At 51.5% G+C, this 16,705-nt stretch carries 16 protein-coding genes and 1 tRNA gene; 5 read left to right on the forward strand and 12 right to left on the reverse strand.

Annotated elements, in window-relative coordinates; genetic code table 11:
• Positions 1 to 274: 274 nt before the first annotated feature.
• The 5 genes from BGE37_RS23355 (at position 275) to luxS (ending at position 3,917) form a co-directional block, all read left to right on the forward strand.
• Positions 275 to 351: transfer RNA gene (locus BGE37_RS23355), tRNA-Arg, on the forward strand.
• Between the two features lie 280 nt (positions 352 to 631).
• The gene (yqaB, locus tag BGE37_RS23365; RefSeq protein ID WP_032184973.1) at positions 632 to 1,198 is read left to right on the forward strand and encodes a fructose-1-phosphate/6-phosphogluconate phosphatase; all 567 of its coding nucleotides are present in this window, start codon (positions 632 to 634) and stop codon (positions 1,196 to 1,198) included.
• A complete protein-coding gene (locus BGE37_RS23370) occupies positions 1,195 to 1,623 on the forward strand; it encodes a YqaA family protein (protein WP_001287462.1) in 429 nt (142 codons plus the stop codon). The genes yqaB and BGE37_RS23370 overlap by 4 nt, the downstream gene beginning before the upstream one ends.
• A gap of 72 nt (positions 1,624 to 1,695) precedes the next feature.
• Complete coding sequence (gene gshA / locus BGE37_RS23375; protein ID WP_000611789.1) at positions 1,696 to 3,252, forward strand: glutamate--cysteine ligase; 1,557 nt, start codon at positions 1,696 to 1,698, stop codon at positions 3,250 to 3,252.
• 149 nt (positions 3,253 to 3,401) lie between these two features.
• Positions 3,402 to 3,917 carry an S-ribosylhomocysteine lyase gene (gene luxS, locus BGE37_RS23380; protein WP_001130208.1) on the forward strand — a complete coding sequence of 172 codons (516 nt, stop codon included), beginning with the start codon at positions 3,402 to 3,404 and terminating at the stop codon, positions 3,915 to 3,917.
• A gap of 44 nt (positions 3,918 to 3,961) precedes the next feature.
• On the opposite strand, the gene BGE37_RS23385 is transcribed toward luxS, so the two are convergent.
• From BGE37_RS23385 to nrdF, 12 genes are all read right to left on the reverse strand, one after another.
• Positions 3,962 to 5,074 (reverse strand): AAA family ATPase, encoded by a 1,113-nt coding sequence (locus BGE37_RS23385; RefSeq protein WP_105282297.1) that lies wholly within the window; start codon positions 5,072 to 5,074, stop codon positions 3,962 to 3,964.
• Entirely contained in the window at positions 5,071 to 5,778 is a 708-nt protein-coding gene (locus BGE37_RS23390) for an RNA ligase family protein (RefSeq protein ID WP_088542227.1), read from the reverse strand. Before BGE37_RS23390 ends, BGE37_RS23385 begins: the two co-directional genes overlap by 4 nt.
• 257 nt (positions 5,779 to 6,035) lie before the next feature.
• Entirely contained in the window at positions 6,036 to 7,574 is a 1,539-nt protein-coding gene (emrB, locus tag BGE37_RS23395; protein WP_012599898.1) for a multidrug efflux MFS transporter permease subunit EmrB, read from the reverse strand.
• Positions 7,575 to 7,590: 16 nt separating this feature from the next.
• Positions 7,591 to 8,763: a multidrug efflux MFS transporter periplasmic adaptor subunit EmrA gene (gene emrA, locus BGE37_RS23400; protein ID WP_001295175.1), complete on the reverse strand. Its 1,173-nt coding sequence runs from the start codon at positions 8,761 to 8,763 to the stop codon at positions 7,591 to 7,593.
• Between the two features lie 126 nt (positions 8,764 to 8,889).
• Positions 8,890 to 9,420, reverse strand: coding sequence for a multidrug efflux transporter EmrAB transcriptional repressor EmrR (emrR, locus tag BGE37_RS23405; RefSeq protein WP_000378442.1), 531 nt, complete (start codon positions 9,418 to 9,420; stop codon positions 8,890 to 8,892).
• 90 nt (positions 9,421 to 9,510) lie between these two features.
• Positions 9,511 to 9,846, reverse strand: a complete 336-nt coding sequence (gene ygaH, locus BGE37_RS23410; RefSeq protein WP_000119749.1) for an L-valine transporter subunit YgaH — start codon at positions 9,844 to 9,846, stop codon at positions 9,511 to 9,513.
• Entirely contained in the window at positions 9,836 to 10,573 is a 738-nt protein-coding gene (ygaZ, locus tag BGE37_RS23415) for an L-valine exporter subunit YgaZ (protein ID WP_000445658.1), read from the reverse strand. The genes ygaH and ygaZ overlap by 11 nt, the downstream gene beginning before the upstream one ends.
• A 123-nt stretch (positions 10,574 to 10,696) precedes the next feature.
• Positions 10,697 to 11,881 carry an MFS transporter gene (locus BGE37_RS23420; RefSeq protein ID WP_105288506.1) on the reverse strand — a complete coding sequence of 395 codons (1,185 nt, stop codon included), beginning with the start codon at positions 11,879 to 11,881 and terminating at the stop codon, positions 10,697 to 10,699.
• A gap of 191 nt (positions 11,882 to 12,072) precedes the next feature.
• Positions 12,073 to 13,065, reverse strand: a complete 993-nt coding sequence (gene proX, locus BGE37_RS23425; protein ID WP_001216531.1) for a glycine betaine/L-proline ABC transporter substrate-binding protein ProX — start codon at positions 13,063 to 13,065, stop codon at positions 12,073 to 12,075.
• A gap of 57 nt (positions 13,066 to 13,122) precedes the next feature.
• The gene (gene proW, locus BGE37_RS23430; RefSeq protein WP_000774978.1) at positions 13,123 to 14,187 is read right to left on the reverse strand and encodes a glycine betaine/L-proline ABC transporter permease ProW; all 1,065 of its coding nucleotides are present in this window, start codon (positions 14,185 to 14,187) and stop codon (positions 13,123 to 13,125) included.
• Positions 14,180 to 15,382, reverse strand: coding sequence for a glycine betaine/L-proline ABC transporter ATP-binding protein ProV (gene proV, locus BGE37_RS23435; RefSeq protein ID WP_000985494.1), 1,203 nt, complete (start codon positions 15,380 to 15,382; stop codon positions 14,180 to 14,182). Before proV ends, proW begins: the two co-directional genes overlap by 8 nt.
• Positions 15,383 to 15,737: 355 nt before the next feature.
• Positions 15,738 to 16,697, reverse strand: a complete 960-nt coding sequence (gene nrdF, locus BGE37_RS23445; RefSeq protein WP_105288507.1) for a class 1b ribonucleoside-diphosphate reductase subunit beta — start codon at positions 16,695 to 16,697, stop codon at positions 15,738 to 15,740.
• Positions 16,698 to 16,705 lie beyond the last annotated feature (8 nt).

The following is a 16,705-nucleotide window of genomic DNA, read 5'->3' on the forward strand; positions in this document are numbered from 1 at the left end:
CATCCGTAGCTCAGCTGGATAGAGTACTCGGCTACGAACCGAGCGGTCGGAGGTTCGAATCCTCCCGGATGCACCATATTCTCCGAAATCTTCAGCAATGAAGATATCGAAGAGGTAGCGGAATTAACCGCAGGCACCAGGAAGGATAACGTTGCTTTAGCAACGGCCCGAAGGGCGAGCCGCAAGGCGAGTAATCCTCCCGGATGCACCATCTCTTATTTGATATGGCTTTAGTAGCGGTATCAATATCAGCAGTAAAGTAATTTCTCCCGATGCATCCGTAGCTCAGCTGGATAGAGTACTCGGCTACGAACCGAGCGGTCGGAGGTTCGAATCCTCCCGGATGCACCATATTCTCCGTAATCTTCAGCGATGATGGTATGGAAGAGGCGATGGTAATCACCGTCTGCTCCAGGGAGGATAACGTTGCGGCAGCAACGGCCCGAAGGGCGAACGCCAGTGAGTCATCCTCCCGGATGCACCATCTTCTGCAAAAAATCCCCTTCAAAAATATTTCATTTCTAAATAACTATTTTATCCATTTCCTGAATATTCTTCTCCTTCGCCATCAGCGACAAAATCAAGCAATTACGCTAAAGTAGCGTCATATTTTTCGACTTGCGAGAAGACCATGTACGAGCGTTATGCAGGTTTAATTTTTGATATGGATGGCACAATCCTGGATACGGAGCCTACGCACCGTAAAGCGTGGCGCGAAGTATTAGGGCACTACGGTCTTCAGTACGATGTTCAGGCGATGATTGCGCTTAATGGCTCGCCCACGTGGCGCATTGCTCAGGCGATTATTGAACTGAATCAGGCCGATCTCGACCCGCATGCGCTGGCGCGTGAAAAAACAGAAGCAGTCAGAAGCATGTTACTCGATAGCGTCGAACCACTCCCCCTTGTTGAAGTGGTGAAAAGCTGGCACGGACGTCGACCAATGGCTGTAGGAACGGGGAGTGAAAGCGCCATCGCTGAGGCACTGCTAACGCACCTGGGATTACGCCGTTATTTTGACGCCGTCGTTGCTGCCGATCACGTCAAACATCATAAACCTGCGCCAGACACATTTTTATTGTGCGCGCAGCGTATGGGCGTGCAACCAACGCAGTGTGTGGTCTTTGAAGATGCCGATTTCGGTATTCAGGCGGCCCGTGCTGCAGGCATGGACGCTGTGGATGTTCGCTTGCTGTGAGTGAAGCTTTATCGCTTTTCTCGTTGTTTGCCAGTAGTTTCCTCAGCGCTACACTATTACCCGGTAATTCCGAAGTCGTGCTGGTTGCAATGTTGCTTTCCGGGGTAAGTCATCCCTGGGTTTTAGTTTTAACAGCAACAATGGGTAATAGCCTTGGAGGGTTAACTAACGTTATCCTTGGGCGTTTCTTTCCATTGCGTAAAACATCGCGCTGGCAAGAGAAAGCTACCGGCTGGCTGAAACGCTATGGTGCAGTCACGCTATTATTAAGCTGGATGCCCGTGGTTGGCGATTTACTGTGTCTGTTAGCGGGATGGATGCGCATCTCCTGGGGGCCAGTAATCTTTTTTTTGTGCCTTGGTAAAGCGTTACGCTATGTTGCAGTTGCAGCAGCGACCGTTCAGGGCATGATGTGGTGGCACTAATTGTAGGCCTGCACACATGGTCACCATTACAGTTATGCTAATTAAAACGATTTTGACAGGCGGGAGGTCAATTTGATCCCGGACGTATCACAGGCGCTGGCCTGGCTGGAAAAACATCCTCAGGCGTTAAAGGGGATACAGCGTGGGCTGGAACGCGAAACTTTGCGTGTTAATGCTGATGGAACACTGGCAACAACAGGTCATCCTGAAGCATTAGGTTCCGCACTGACGCACAAATGGATTACTACCGATTTTGCGGAAGCATTGCTGGAATTCATTACACCAGTGGATGGTGATATTGAACATATGTTGACCTTTATGCGCGATCTGCATCGTTATACGGCGCGCAATATGGGAGATGAGCGGATGTGGCCGTTAAGTATGCCATGCTACATCGCAGAAGGTCAGGACATCGAACTGGCACAGTACGGCACTTCTAACACTGGACGCTTTAAAACGCTGTACCGTGAAGGGCTGAAAAATCGCTACGGCGCGCTGATGCAAACCATTTCCGGCGTGCACTACAATTTCTCTTTGCCAATGGCATTCTGGCAAGCGAAGTGTGGTGATATCTCGGGCGCTGATGCCAAAGAGAAAATTTCTGCGGGCTATTTCCGCGTTATCCGCAATTACTATCGTTTCGGTTGGGTCATTCCTTATCTGTTTGGCGCGTCTCCGGCGATTTGTTCTTCTTTCCTGCAAGGAAAACCAACGTCGCTGCCGTTTGAGAAAACTGAGTGCGGTATGTATTACCTGCCGTATGCGACCTCTCTTCGTTTGAGCGATCTTGGCTATACCAACAAATCGCAAAGCAATCTTGGTATCACCTTTAACGATCTCTACGAGTACGTAGCGGGCCTTAAACAGGCAATCAAAACGCCATCGGAAGAGTACGCAAAGATTGGTATTGAGAAAGACGGTAAGCGGTTGCAAATCAACAGCAATGTGCTGCAGATTGAAAACGAACTGTACGCGCCGATTCGTCCAAAACGTGTGACCCACAGCGGCGAGTCGCCTTCTGATGCGTTGTTACGTGGCGGCATTGAATATATTGAAGTGCGTTCGCTGGACATCAACCCGTTCTCGCCGATTGGTGTAGATGAACAACAGGTGCGATTCCTCGATCTGTTTATGGTCTGGTGTGCGCTGGCTGATGCACCGGAAATGAGCAGTAGCGAACTTGCCTGTACACGCGTTAACTGGAACCGGGTGATCCTCGAAGGTCGCAAACCGGGCCTGACGCTGGGTATCGGCTGCGAAACCGCGCAGTTCCCGTTGCCGCAGGTGGGGAAAGATTTGTTCCGCGATCTGAAACGCGTGGCGCAAACGCTGGATAGCATTAACGGCGGCGAAGCGTACCAGAAAGTGTGTGATGAACTGGTCGCCTGCTTCGATAATCCCGATCTGACTTTCTCTGCCCGTATCTTAAGGTCTATGATTGATACTGGTATTGGCGGAACAGGTAAAGCGTTTGCTGAAGCGTACCGTAATCTGCTGCGTGAAGAGCCGCTGGAAATTCTGCGTGAAGAGGATTTTGTAGCCGAGCGCGAGGCGTCTGTACGCCGTCAGCAGGAAATGGAAGCCGCTGATACCGAACCGTTTGCGGTGTGGCTGGAAAAACACGCCTGACAGAAAAGAAAAAGGCCACTCGTGAGTGGCCAAAATTTCATCTCTGAATTCAGGGATGATGATAACAAATGCGCGTCTTTCATATACTCAGACTCGCCTGGGAAGAAAGAGTTCAGAAAATTTTTAAAAAAATTACCGGAGGTGGCTAAATGCCGTTGTTAGATAGCTTCACAGTCGATCATACCCGGATGGAAGCGCCTGCAGTTCGGGTGGCGAAAACAATGAACACCCCGCATGGCGACGCAATCACCGTGTTCGATCTGCGCTTCTGCGTGCCGAACAAAGAAGTGATGCCAGAAAGAGGGATCCATACCCTGGAGCACCTGTTTGCTGGTTTTATGCGTAACCATCTTAACGGTAATGGCGTTGAGATTATCGATATCTCGCCAATGGGCTGCCGCACCGGTTTTTATATGAGTCTGATTGGTACGCCAGATGAGCAGCGTGTTGCTGATGCCTGGAAAGCGGCAATGGAAGACGTGCTGAAAGTGCAGGATCAGAATCAGATCCCGGAACTGAACGTCTACCAGTGTGGTACTTATCAGATGCATTCGTTGCAGGAAGCGCAGGATATTGCGCGTAATATCCTGGAACGTGACGTACGCATCAACAGCAACGAAGAGTTGGCGCTGCCGAAAGAAAAGTTGCAGGAATTGCACATCTAGTCAATTGAAGAGGCCGGGCAGGTGATATCACCGCCCGGTTTTTATTACCTGTCAGTCACCCGATATTCCACGCTATGTGCTTCATCAGGTTGAGGAACTTCCAGCCTTGAGGCCATCCGCATCACGACCGCTTCAGGAACGGCATACTCGCGCCTGGCATTTTGCTGCTTCCATTGCGCCCACGGTACTTCCAGATAAACGATTTTTACTCGTGCACCGTAAGCCGTAAACAGACTGATGAGCTGGCTACGCAACTGGCGGGTAATGTTCGTTGCATTCCAGATGAACGGCTTCTTCTGGCGTAAAAAAACGCGCGCTTCTTCTTTTGCCTGTTGCACAATACGCCCGGTGGCGGTTTTGTCGTCCGGACTGGCATTGATTCGCCGCCGCATATCATCAAGGCTGATAACGTTCACTCTCTGGCACTGTTCACTGATAAAGCGATCTTTGCCCATACCCGGTAAACCACACAGCAAAATAACCTCAAAAGATTCAGCCTCCCAGGGAACAAAATCAGGAGAACTTTGTTCATGGGTCAGGTAATGCCAGCGTGCGGAATCCGAAGCGAATGAACGCACTTTTCCCCAGCATTGTTGCTCCTGGCAAAATAGCTTGAACAGATCGATGCGTTCCAGCATTGATTGCTGATCATGACAATGGCGACCAAGCAGATCGGCACGAGCAAGCAAAGCGAGCAGACGCGTGTCGATACGCATTGCAGCCGTGAGCAGCAAACGCTCCGGTTCCGGACGTTCCAGTAACCATAGCGGTAACCCATGCAGACGCACCAGTGCAACAATTTGCTCGCGTAGCACGAACGGTGTCGGGATATCGCGCCATAAAATTTGTCGGGCCGTCAATTCACCCCGACGAGCATGACCAGGGGACTGAATACGTCCGTTTTCCTGCACGGTAGTACTGCGCTTTTCAACGTCATGCAATAACGCCGCCGCCCATAAAATTTCCTGCTGCTGAGCGGGGAGTTGCTGAAACTCAGCCATCGCAACGAGTGCGTTCAGCACCATTTCAGTATGCACACCAACGTCGCCTTCACCATGATGCTCCGGGTCTTGCGGCGTGTTATGCATATCCTCAACCCAGCTAAAACGCTGGCGTAGCGTCGACCAGCGTTTGTCGTCGGTAAGTTGCCAAATCATGACTGTTCTCCATAAGCGAACTCATGGGCCATCCGCGCCCGTCGCCAGTGGCGTTTCCAGTGCTCGGTGGTTTTGACATGATTTTTGCGTACATACTTGAAGACGTTATGCGAAAAGTCAGCGACGGAAAACGCATCACTATTCCGGCTGACAATGCCTTCCAGCGTACAGGGTTGCCCGGTTTGCGTATCCCAGGGATCGAACGCGCCGCGCGCATTGGTCAGCGCCAGAAAATCACGTTGCCAGCTTTTTTCATCATTCCCCGGCTGCGGGCCGGAGATTTCGGGAACGCAGGGGAAATCAAACAGAGCGGCGTAAAACTGCACCTCTTCCCAGCTCAGCCACATATCCTGGCAGCGAACGGCAAACAGATAAAAATCCTGCTCCAGGGCGCGATATTCAATCGAATGAACGGCATAAAGATTTTCACCAAACAACTCCAGATCGCCGAGATCGTTTTTCAGCGATTGCCAGCGTTGGCGAATTTTATAGGTCCATGCCGATTCCGTTGGCGCGGCATGGGAACGGGCAAACACGCCGAAGCGATTAAGACAGTTATTTTCGCCGTCGAGTTTTTCAGTATGTACCAACTGCGAAATTGCCTGCATATCTTGCCAGTAACTGGCGTTAATGCGGTCATCGCTGGTGGTGCCAGGGGAGAAGGGATAATGCCAGGTTCTCCCGTATTTACGTTGGATAATCATAATAATCCATTATTTTGTGTGTAATAAATGTACGCCCGCGTGGGTGCGAGTTATGGGGTTAAAAGAAAAATGTGAGTATCACCCGCGAAAGCGAGGGCGAAGAAAAAAGAGAGTTAACAACCTGAGCGAATGCTCAGAACCGATTAATGGTGAATGGAAGAGTTTGGGGCGGCGAAAAGATACACCGTTTGAGATGATAAAACAACCGTTTACAGAATGAGCAAATAAAAAGGGAGCCGCAGCTCCCTTTGACAACCTTAGTGCGCACCGCCTCCGCCGCCACCTGCGCCAAATGGCGGTTTAGCAAACCACACCAGCCCCAGCAGGACGAGGAATATCCCGGCTGACATCCAGAAGATCTCATTGGCGGAAATAATCAGCCCCTGATTAGTGATCTGCTGGGCAATCCAGCCTGATGCCTGTTGTTGCGTCATCCCCAGCCCTTCCAGTTGGCTGTACATCGCCTGAGCGTTCGGGTTAAACGGGTTTACCGACTCGGTTAACTGTGCGTGGTGCATCGACTCGCGGTTGGTCCACATAGTCGTCGTAATGGACGTGCCGATAGATCCCGCCAGCGTTCGCGTAAAGTTGGAGAGACTCGATGCCGCCGCCAGTCGTTCCGGTGGCAAACCGGACAGCGTAATGGTGGTCAGCGGCATAAAGAAGCAGGCCACCGCGAAGCCCTGGATAAACTGCGGCCAGGCCGACGCACCAAAATCCATACCCGGTTCAAAGGTATAGGCACGCCAGTAGAAGCAGACGGCATACATAATAAAGCTGAAGGTTACCAGCCGCCGCATATCCAGTTTATGCGCGAAGCGGCCGATAATCGGCGACAGGATCACCGGAATAATCCCTACCGGCGCAGAGGCAAGCCCCGCCCAGGTTGCTGTATAGCCGTAGACTTCTTGCAATAACTGCGGCAGCAGAACAATCGCGCCGAAGTAGAGCATATACGCGAGGCTGATACACAAGCAGCCGATGGTGAAGTTGCGCGACTTAAACAACGACAGATCGACTATAGGGTTATCGTCGGTCAGCTCCCAGACAATCAGGAAGCTGATAGCCACCACCGCCACCACGGTGAGGATGATAATTTCCTGTGATGAAAACCAGTCCAGCTCTTTACCCCGGTCGAGCATAATCTGCAGGCTGCCGATACCAATCACCAGCAGTGCCAGCCCCACGGCATCAATCCGCCGCCGTTCGGTGCGGGTTTCGCGTCCGCGCAGGGTTTGCAGTGTCATCAACACCACCGCCACGCCAATCGGCACGTTGATGAAGAATATCCAGCCCCAGTGGTAATTATCGCTGATATAACCGCCGAGGATCGGGCCGCAAATTGGCGCGACAATCACCGTCATCGACCACAACGCCAGCGCGATCGAGCGTTTGGCTGGCGGGTAGTTATTCAGCAATAGACTTTGCGAAAGCGGGATCAACGGCCCGGCGACAATTCCCTGAATCACGCGGAAGAAGATCAGCATATTCAGGCTGCTGGAGACACCACATGCCCACGATGCAATAGCGAAGGCGATGGTCGACCAGAGGAACAGCTTCACTTCCCCAACACGTTTTGCCAGCCAGCCGGTAAGCGGGATCGAGATGGCATTCGCCACCCCGAAAGAAGTGATTACCCACGTTCCCTGGCTGAGCGATGAGCCCAGGTTTCCGGCGATAGTGGGGATCGCTACGTTAGCAATGGTGGAGTCCAGCACCTGCATGAATGTCGCCAGTGACAGCGCAATTGTCATAATGACCAGTTGCGCGCCTTCCAGCGGTTTTTGCTGTTGCATCACACGCACCTCTGGATTAGCCAGCGTTAGCTTTTACGATATCGTCGATCAGTTTATTGACAGGTGCCAGGCTGATTTCACGCGCGGTACTTACCGCAACCGGTGTGGAACGTACTTTATTTGCCAGTACCTGACCGTCACGGTTAGTGGTATTGACGCTCACCAGCGTGGATAAACCGATACGCAGCGGGTATTGCTCCAGCTGTTTCTGGTCCAGTTCAATACGAACAGGCAGACGCTGAACGACTTTGATCCAGTTACCGGTAGCATTTTGCGCCGGAAGCAGTGAGAACGCGCTACCTGTGCCCATATCCAGACCAACCACTTTACCGGTGTATTTCACATCATCGCCGTAAATATCGGTGGTGATAGTGACCGGCTGACCGATACGCATATTGGCAATCTGCGTCTCTTTAAAGTTGGCATCCACCCACATATTGGTGGCTGGAACGACCGCCATCAGCGGCGTCGTTGGGCTAATTTGTGCCCCAGGCTGTACCGCGCGGCGGGAGACATAACCGGTCATCGGACTGACAATACGGGTACGCTCCAGCGCCAGCCAGGCGTTACGTACTTCGGTGGCAGCCTGTTGCACGGCAGGCTGATCTTCCAGTTTAGTCCCCAGAATCATCGCCTGATTGGCATTGTATTGTTGAATAGCGACGTCCAGTTGCGCCTGGGCACTGGTGACGGCGTCGCGGGCGTGTTGCAGCTCTTCGCGACCAATCAGGTTGGCATTGCCCAGCGGCACACGGCGGTTGTAGTCGCTTTGTGCTTTCGCGAGGGCGATTTTCTGCACCTCAATATTCGCCTGCAACTGCTTGCTGTTAATCATCAGCTGGTGGGTTTGGCGAACGCTGGAAGCCAGTGCCGTTTTGGCTTTTTCAAACGCCTGGCGAGCATCTGTCGGGTCGAGAGTGACCAGAACATCGCCTTCTTTTACAAAATCGGTGTTATCGGCCCAGACTTTCGTCACGCTGCCAGACACCTGAGACATAATTTGAATCTGATTCCCTGCCACGTATGCGTCATCGGTTTCTTCGAAATGACGCAGTACCAAAAACCAATAAATCCCTATCGCTACGGCAATAATTATAAAGAGCAAGGTGAGAAGGAGGAGCAGACGCTTACGTTTGCCGCTCTTCTTTACCGGTTGCTGCGGGGTTTGAGTCTCCGCATTTGCGCTCATATTGTTCTCCACGATCTTCTTAACTCATCGGCTGAGCCGACCTGCTTGCCAAAAAGGCCAGCATGTTGCGATGCTGGCCAGTCATTTTTTCTTTTATAAATCTGGATTTTTGAGCGAGATGACGCGTTAGCTCATCGCTTCGAGAACCACACCGTCTTGTTCCATCTGGTCGAGACGGGAGAGCAATTTGCGGGTGATTTGCTCGAGCTGATCTTTTTCTGTTGTGCTGAGCGCGGACCAGAGTTGATGCAGGCAATTATGCTGCGGTGGTAAAACCTCGCGCAAAAACTCGTGACCTTTTTCCGTTAATTGCAGATGCAGGCAGCGGCGATCGTTATCGCTTTCACGACGTTCGATCCAACCGCGTTTTTCCAGTTCATCGGCAATACGCGTCGCGTTGGTACGGGATGATCCAAGAGCACAACTCAATTCAGAAGGCTGAATACTGTGGTTTTCCTGAGACTCCAGCGTAATCAACGCCATAAACAACGTCTCGTTAATCCCCTGAGCCTTCAGCATTTTATTGCGGTTCTCCAGCAGCTTGCTTTGCATATGCATGCAAAGACGGGTCAGAAGGATCTCCTGATAAGGAAAATCTTCGTGGCGGCTGGCGCGAAATTTTAGCATTTGTTCAATGGGCGTAAACGAACTATCCATTTGGGTATGACCTCATTAATTTCAGCCGATATAGTAACGACAGTGACAAATAAAGTAAATGTATTGTTTTAGAAAAATGATTCTTGTGGGTTATATAATCGCCATCACTTTCCAGGCGAGCCCATAGGCCAGCGCACTAAGCAGTGTTGGGATGATAATGCTGCGTGTTTTATAGAAACTGGCACCCAGTACCGCGAAGCCGACCAGAGTGGGCACGAAACGGCGTGTATCGTGCATCACTTCTGGTGCGGTAGAGACAACCAGCAGAGCGCATATCGAGGCGATGCCAATGGTGTCGAGCAAAATACCTACCGCGCCACGTTTGGTTGGGCGGGCATTACCCACACGCAGGCGCAGCGGCAAATAGCGGAAGCAATAATTCGCCGCGCCAACCAGTAACCCAAGCAGCAGAACCTCATAGCTCATCGGGCGCTCCTTGCCAGAATGCCTGGATTAACGCAGTGAGGCAGCCACAGACAATGCCTGCCAGAATGGCGACGGGAATAGAAAATAGCGTTACGCCTGCAAGGGCACCAACTAACGCTGCGGTAACGCAAAGAGATTGTTTGCGCTGGAAAGAGGCGAGCAGGAAACTCATAAAGAGTGCCGGAAGCATAAAACCTAATGCTGCTTCAACGGCGGGATATCCTTGCAGCAAGCCGCTGCCGGAGAATGCCCCTATTACCGTACCAAATACCCACGATGACCATGAACTGAAGGCAATGCCGATCATCCAGTTCTCGCTCCAGCGGCGATTATTGCGTACCAGTTTTGCGGTTGCGGCGGCAAAAACCTCATCCGTCAGGCCAAACGCCCACAGGGCAGTTTTCGATTTTTGCAGACGCTGAATAATACGGCTACGCAGTGACGGGCCATACAAAACATGGCGAACATCCATTGCCATGACGGTCAGTGCAGCAACCCACAAACTACTCCCGGCTGCCAGCATCGCGGTAATGACGAACTGGCTCGCGCCTGCATAAATGATGCAGGAGAAAAAAACGCTTTCGAGAGGAGAGAATCCCAGACGGGTCGCATTCAGACCGAACGCAAAGGCCACCGGAATATAACTAATAACAATCGGTAAACTGTCTTTGCATCCTTCCATGAAGGTCGCCGAACCAGGAGCAGGCTGTGGAGTAGGGCTTTCCATAGAGTGTACGCTTAACGATTGTTAATATTATAAATAGACTGAATGAATATCTTAACCTTATCAGACTGATGGGCTTCTTAACACCCTTATAAGTGTAAAGCCACGAAAACGGTTGCTGATTGCTTAAATTGCGGCTTCCTGACGATGAAAACCTCGCCACCAGACCAGTAAGTTAACCAGGGCAATCGTCGCGCCAGCCAGACAAACGCCAGCCCAACCGCCATGTTGCCAGGCTGAGGCTGAAATTAGCGAACCGGCGGCACCGCCAATAAAGTAGCTGGTCATGTAACCTGCAGTCAGGCGATTACGCGCATCAGGGTGTATTCGATAAATTACCGTCTGGTTAGTGATATGCACGCCCTGCACGGTGAGATCCAGCACCAGGATGCCGATAATCAAGGCCAGTACGGAAGTGTGACCAAACCAGATCGCCAGCCATGAAAGTAACAGCAGCAGCAGACCGAAAGTTGTGGTGTGGTGCGATTTGCCCTTATCGGCAAAACCGCCCGCCGGACGAGCGCCCAACGCTCCGGCAGCTCCCGCGAGTCCAAACAGACCAATTACGCCATCGCTGTAATTAAAAGGCGGAGCGGCGAGCAAAAAGGCCATTGAGGTCCAGAGAATGCTGAAGTTGGCAAAGGTCAGGCAGCCCAGCAACGCGCGGGTGCGCAGAATTTTATCGCTGATAAACATGCTGAAAACGGAACCAAGCAACTGTGGGTAGTTGAGGTGGGTTTCTGATTTCATTTGTGGCAGACCACGCCATAATGCCAGCGCCATCAGTGCCATTAACACCGAGGCAACCCAAAAGACGGTGCGCCAGCCGCCGAGGTTTGCCAGCAACCCGGCAACGGTTCGTGCCAGCAAGATCCCCAACAGCAGCCCGCTCATAATGGTGCCGACCACTTTGCCGCGTTTGTCCGGTGAAGCCAGCGTCGCTGCCAGCGGAACCAGAATTTGTGCCACGACCGAGAATAAACCGGTTAATGCCGTACCGAGGATCATCATCGCCAGCGACTGACTGCTGGCGGTAATCAACATACCGCCCGCTGCCAGTAAGGTCATCGAGACAATCAGGCGGCGGCGTTCAAACACATCACCGAGGGGAACAAGAAACAGCAGACCTGCGGCATAGCCCAACTGCGCGGCGGTAACAATAAAGCCCGCCGAACTGGCGGAAAGGGAAAAGTTACGCGCGATGGTGTCGAGTAATGGCTGGGCGTAATAGTTACTGGCTACCGCCAGACCGGTGGCGATAGACATCAGCACGATCAGTGCCGGGCTAAGCTCATGATTAGGTTTAGTCATTATTTTTGTTCATCAGGTGATGATTAAGCTGGAAATCAATAATAGCGGATGTTGATGAATATGGGATGAAAGATAGATTGTTGAAATGTGCGGTGTGGTTTGTAGGCATGATAAGACGCGGCCGCATCGCATCAGGCATTGTGTACAGAGTGGCGGATGAGGCAAAAGCGCCTTATCCGCCCGAATAAAAATTACTTCTGCGCTGCCAGCGCCTCATTCACCCAGCCATCGAACTGCTGCTGGTGGGCTTTGATCCAGCCATCAACGTGTCCCTGAATATCGCCTTCTGAGGCTTTGCCGTCATGCATGATGGCGTTCTGGGCGTTAATGTCTGCCACCGGCAACTGCATAATGGCAAACAGTTTCGCTGCTGCCGGGTTTTTCTCGGCCCAGGCTTTGTTGGCAACGATATGCATGGTACTGACCGGGAAGCCGTAATTCGCGCCATTCGGCAGTTTGGTATCGGCATTTTTATCGCCCGGCAGTGCGGAGAACGGCACCTGCAACCAGACCACATCTTTCCCCGGTTTCAGTTCGTTACTCACCCAGTACGGCGTCCAGGTGTAGTAAAACACCGGCTTACCCTCTTTGTAACGACTGATGGTGTCAGCCATCATCGCTGCGTAGTTCCCCTGATTATGGGTTACGGTATTGGTCAGTCCATACGCGGCAAGCTGGTGGTTGATCGCACCTTCGCAGCCCCAGCCTGGGTTACAGCCGGTTAAATCCGCTTTACCGTCGCCGTTGGTATCGAACAGTTTGGCGATCTTCGGATCTTTCAGTTGCGCGATGTTGGTGATTTTGTACTGGTCGGCGGTTTTCTTATCGATCAGGTAACCCTGTGCCGCGCCGTTAACGAATACCCCTTCACGATAAAATTTCTTATCGCCACCGGCAGCTTCGTACATGTTGTCATGCAGCGGCGTCCAGTTCACGGCGGTGAAGGTTGCATCGCCGGAAGCAAGTGAGGTGTAGCCAACGTTGTAATCCACTTCGCTGGGTTTATTGACGGTATAACCTAATTTCTCCAGTGCACGACTGACCAGCAGCGTCTGGAAGGTTTCTTCAGTGATGGTGCTCTGAACTGGATTAACAGTAATACCTTTGCCCGGCAGATCGGCAGCAAAAGTTTGTGTAGAGATAAGCGTGGCAAACGCTGTCGCAAAAAGTACGCTATGTCGCATTGTTATTCCTTTTTTTGGCAGGGTGAAAATGCCCGGCGTCACCGGGCAAGTGCAGAGTTACTTAATGAATGGGCGGGTCAGCAGACCGACAGGGCCAGTGGTGTACCAGCGACGGTTGCCGCGACTGCGTGAGTCGCGCCCAACGGCCTGCGTCAGGCGGTCGAGGATAATGGCGAGGATCACAATCCCGACGCCGCCAACGGTGGCAAGCCCCATATCCAGACGACCGATACCGCGAAGTACCATCTGACCCAGCCCGCCGACGGCAATCATCGAGGCGATGACCACCATAGAAAGGGCCAGCATCAGCGTCTGGTTAACGCCCGCCATTATGGTCGGCATCGCCAGCGGTAACTGAACTTTGAACAGCATTTGACGCGGGCTGGCACCGAATGAGCGCGAGGCTTCAATTAAATCCGCCGGAACCTGATTAATACCAAGAATCGTCAGACGGATAATCGGCGGCAGAGCAAAGATTATAGTCACCACTACGCCCGGCACGTTGCCGATACCAAACAGCATGACGATTGGCACCAGATAAACAAACGCTGGCGTGGTCTGCATGGCATCAAGCAGTGGACGAATAATTTTCGCCGCTCGCGGACTTCTCGCCAGCCAGATCCCCAACGGCAAACCTATGACGATACAGAACAGCAGGGCGGTTAACACCAGCGCCAGGGTAACCATGGCCTGCGACCAGGCACCGATTGCGCCGATGGCAATCAGCGAAACCAGAGTCGCCACGCCCATTCCGACCCCGGAAATCTGCCAGGCGATGAGAGCGAAAACGATAATCGCCACCGGCGCGGGCATACCCAGCAGCAATTGCTGGAAACCGTTGAGGATGTAATCAACCGGAACGCGCACGCCCTGAAAGACGGGACGAAAATGGGTAACGACCCAGTCGATCCCTTCAGTGACCCAACTGTCGAGCGGGATTAGCGTTTTATGGAACGGATCGAGAATATTAAAATGCTCGACGTTTGGCGCAGGCGTACTGGTCAGCCAGTCAGCGCCACCGCCGTCAGTCGGTGCAGTCGCCGGTGTACCCCAGGCGTCTGCAGATTGTGCAGCACTGTCCGCCGCTGGCGTGGTATCCCACGGATTATTTTGATCAGCCATTATTTACCCCCTCACGATCTAAAGCGCGCAGCAGCATTCCTTTCGAAATGATGCCGACATACTGTTGGTCCTCGTCGACCACGGGCACCGCACAGGGCGCTTGTCCGACATGAGAGAGCAACTCGCTAAGAGGCGTTTGCGCATCGACTGCTAATGGCGCATCAATCAGCGCCGCATCAAGACCTTGCTGCTGCGTTAACGCGGTTTTAAGCGAATCGATAGACACAGCGCCGACAAACTTATTACCGCGTTCGATAACGTAGCCATATTCGCGGTCTTCATCCTGCAATAATTTCAATGCCGAACGTGGGCCGAAGCCAGGGGTTTTACGAATTAAGCCATTCGGTGTCCGACGGGCAATATCTTTCGCACTGAATACCTGACTAATATCAACGCCACGGAAGAAGGTACGGACATAATCATTCGCCGGATTATTGAGAATTTCATCCGGTGTGCCAACCTGCACCACTTCACCATTTTGCATAATGGCAATTCGGTCGCCAATACGCATCGCTTCGTCGAGATCGTGAGAAATAAAGACAATGGTACGTTGATGTTTCGCCTGTAATTTTACCAGCTCATCCTGCATCTCAGTGCGAATTAATGGATCAAGCGCCGAGAAGGCTTCGTCCATTAATAATATATCCGGATTAATTGCTAATGCGCGGGCTAATCCGACGCGTTGACGCATCCCACCAGAGAGTTCGTCCGGGTAGCTATGGGCATAATTTTCCAGCCCGACCTGACGCAGTGCATCAAGGGCTTTTTCCCGGCGTTCTTCGGCATTAATTCCGGCCAATTCCATACCGAATGCAGTATTGTCCAGCACGGTCATATGCGGCATTAAGGCAAAGGACTGGAAGACCATCGCAATCTTTTTTCTGCGCACCTCACGGAGTTCGGCGTCGGATATTTTGGCAATATCCACACCATCAATCAGCACTTGCCCGCGGGTGGGTTCAATCAGGCGATTGAGAAGGCGTACCATTGTGGATTTACCCGAACCGGATAATCCCATGATGACAAATATCTCGCCTTCTTCAATGGCCAGACTGGCGTCTTTTACGCCAAGCGATAGCCCGGTTTTTTCCAGAATTTGTTCTTTTGAAAGTCCTTGTTCGATATATTTGAACGCTCGCTGAGGATGCTCGCCAAATATTTTATAGAGATTTTTAATTTCTAATTTAATTGCCATGCAATAGAAAGATTCCTGTTATTTGTTTATGTCGATACATTACCCAATGGAAATAGTCACTTTTTTCTACCCTAACATACTGAGAATCTGAGGCAACCCCTGATGGCAAATGTGGCATGAATATTGATGCGAGCAAATCGCCGGAATTTCCCATGATATAAGGGCTGAGAGCAAATCGAGAAAGTTGATATTTTTTTGTCATAGATAGCGAAAAAACGCCTGAATATTGTGGTTTCAGGCGAATAATGCAACAGAGTATCAGTGTAGATCACCACAAAATATTTGCGTGATAAAAAGCTATTTGGCAGGAATTATTTCCCTACTGTGGTTGGTGATATTTTTGAAAATAACACACTCAGAAATTCCAGTCTTCATCTTCTGTTTCGACCGCTTTTCCCATCACATATGAAGAGCCTGAACCGGAAAAGAAATCGTGATTTTCATCGGCATTCGGCGAAAGCGCGGCGAGGATTGCCGGATTCACTTCCGCCATTTCTGCCGGGAAAAGCGGTTCGTAGCCCAGATTCATCAACGCCTTATTGGCGTTGTAACAGAGAAACGCTTTCACATCGTCAGCCCATGTGGTTTCGGCGTACAATTCATCGGTGTATTGCAACTCGTTGTCGTAAAGTTCCAGTAGCAAATCGAAGGCGAAACTCTTCAACTCTTCACGTTGCGCCAGGGAGATCTTTTCAAGGTTTTTCTGATATTTATAGCCGATGTAATAACCGTGCACTGCTTCATCGCGGATAATCAGACGGATCAGGTCTGCGGTATTAGTTAGCTTTCCGCGACTGGAAAAATACATAGGCAGCCAGAAACCGGAATAGAACAAAAAAGATTCAAGAAACACACTGGCGATTTTCTTTTTCAGCGGATTATCACCGCGATAATGTTGCTGAATAATCTGTGCTTTTCGCTGCAACGGCGCGTTTTCTTCACTCCAGGCGTAGGCGGCATCGACATCTTTGGTCTGGCACAGCGTCGAGAAAATCGAACTGTAAGAGCGGGCATGAACCGCTTCCATAAAGCTGATATTTGATAATACCGCCTCTTCATGGGGCGTGAGTGCATCGGGCATCAGCGAAGGCGCGCCGATAACATTTTGCAGCGTGTCGAGCAGCGTCAGGCCAGTAAAAACGCGCATCGTCAGTTGTTGTTCTACGACACTTAATGTCTGCCATGCAGGAATATCGTTCGACAGCGGCACCTTTTCTGGTAGCCAGAAATTGCTGGTCAGGCGATTCCACACCTCCAGATCTTTATCGTCTGTTATCTTGTTCCAGTTGATGGCGCTGATACGTGAGAGTTTCATAGATATTC

Source organism: Escherichia sp. MOD1-EC6300, assembly GCF_002965045.1.
GTDB classification, from domain to species: Bacteria; Pseudomonadota; Gammaproteobacteria; order Enterobacterales; family Enterobacteriaceae; genus Escherichia; species Escherichia coli_F.

Bases quoted from the DNA above. Each gene is read 5' to 3' on its own strand.
- luxS (WP_001130208.1), top strand. From the start codon at position 3,402: ATGCCGTTGTTAGATAGCTTCACAGTCGATCATACCCGGATGGAAGCG.
- emrA (WP_001295175.1), bottom strand. From the start codon at position 8,763: ATGAGCGCAAATGCGGAGACTCAAACCCCGCAGCAACCGGTAAAGAAG.
- ygaZ (WP_000445658.1), bottom strand. From the start codon at position 10,573: ATGGAAAGCCCTACTCCACAGCCTGCTCCTGGTTCGGCGACCTTCATG.
- BGE37_RS23390 (WP_088542227.1), bottom strand. From the start codon at position 5,778: ATGATTATCCAACGTAAATACGGGAGAACCTGGCATTATCCCTTCTCC.
- ygaH (WP_000119749.1), bottom strand. From the start codon at position 9,846: ATGAGCTATGAGGTTCTGCTGCTTGGGTTACTGGTTGGCGCGGCGAAT.
- emrB (WP_012599898.1), bottom strand. From the start codon at position 7,574: ATGCAACAGCAAAAACCGCTGGAAGGCGCGCAACTGGTCATTATGACA.
- emrR (WP_000378442.1), bottom strand. From the start codon at position 9,420: ATGGATAGTTCGTTTACGCCCATTGAACAAATGCTAAAATTTCGCGCC.
- proX (WP_001216531.1), bottom strand. From the start codon at position 13,065: ATGCGACATAGCGTACTTTTTGCGACAGCGTTTGCCACGCTTATCTCT.
- nrdF (WP_105288507.1), bottom strand. From the start codon at position 16,697: ATGAAACTCTCACGTATCAGCGCCATCAACTGGAACAAGATAACAGAC.
- proW (WP_000774978.1), bottom strand. From the start codon at position 14,187: ATGGCTGATCAAAATAATCCGTGGGATACCACGCCAGCGGCGGACAGT.
- BGE37_RS23385 (WP_105282297.1), bottom strand. From the start codon at position 5,074: ATGATTTGGCAACTTACCGACGACAAACGCTGGTCGACGCTACGCCAG.
- BGE37_RS23420 (WP_105288506.1), bottom strand. From the start codon at position 11,881: ATGACTAAACCTAATCATGAGCTTAGCCCGGCACTGATCGTGCTGATG.
- yqaB (WP_032184973.1), top strand. From the start codon at position 632: ATGTACGAGCGTTATGCAGGTTTAATTTTTGATATGGATGGCACAATC.
- proV (WP_000985494.1), bottom strand. From the start codon at position 15,382: ATGGCAATTAAATTAGAAATTAAAAATCTCTATAAAATATTTGGCGAG.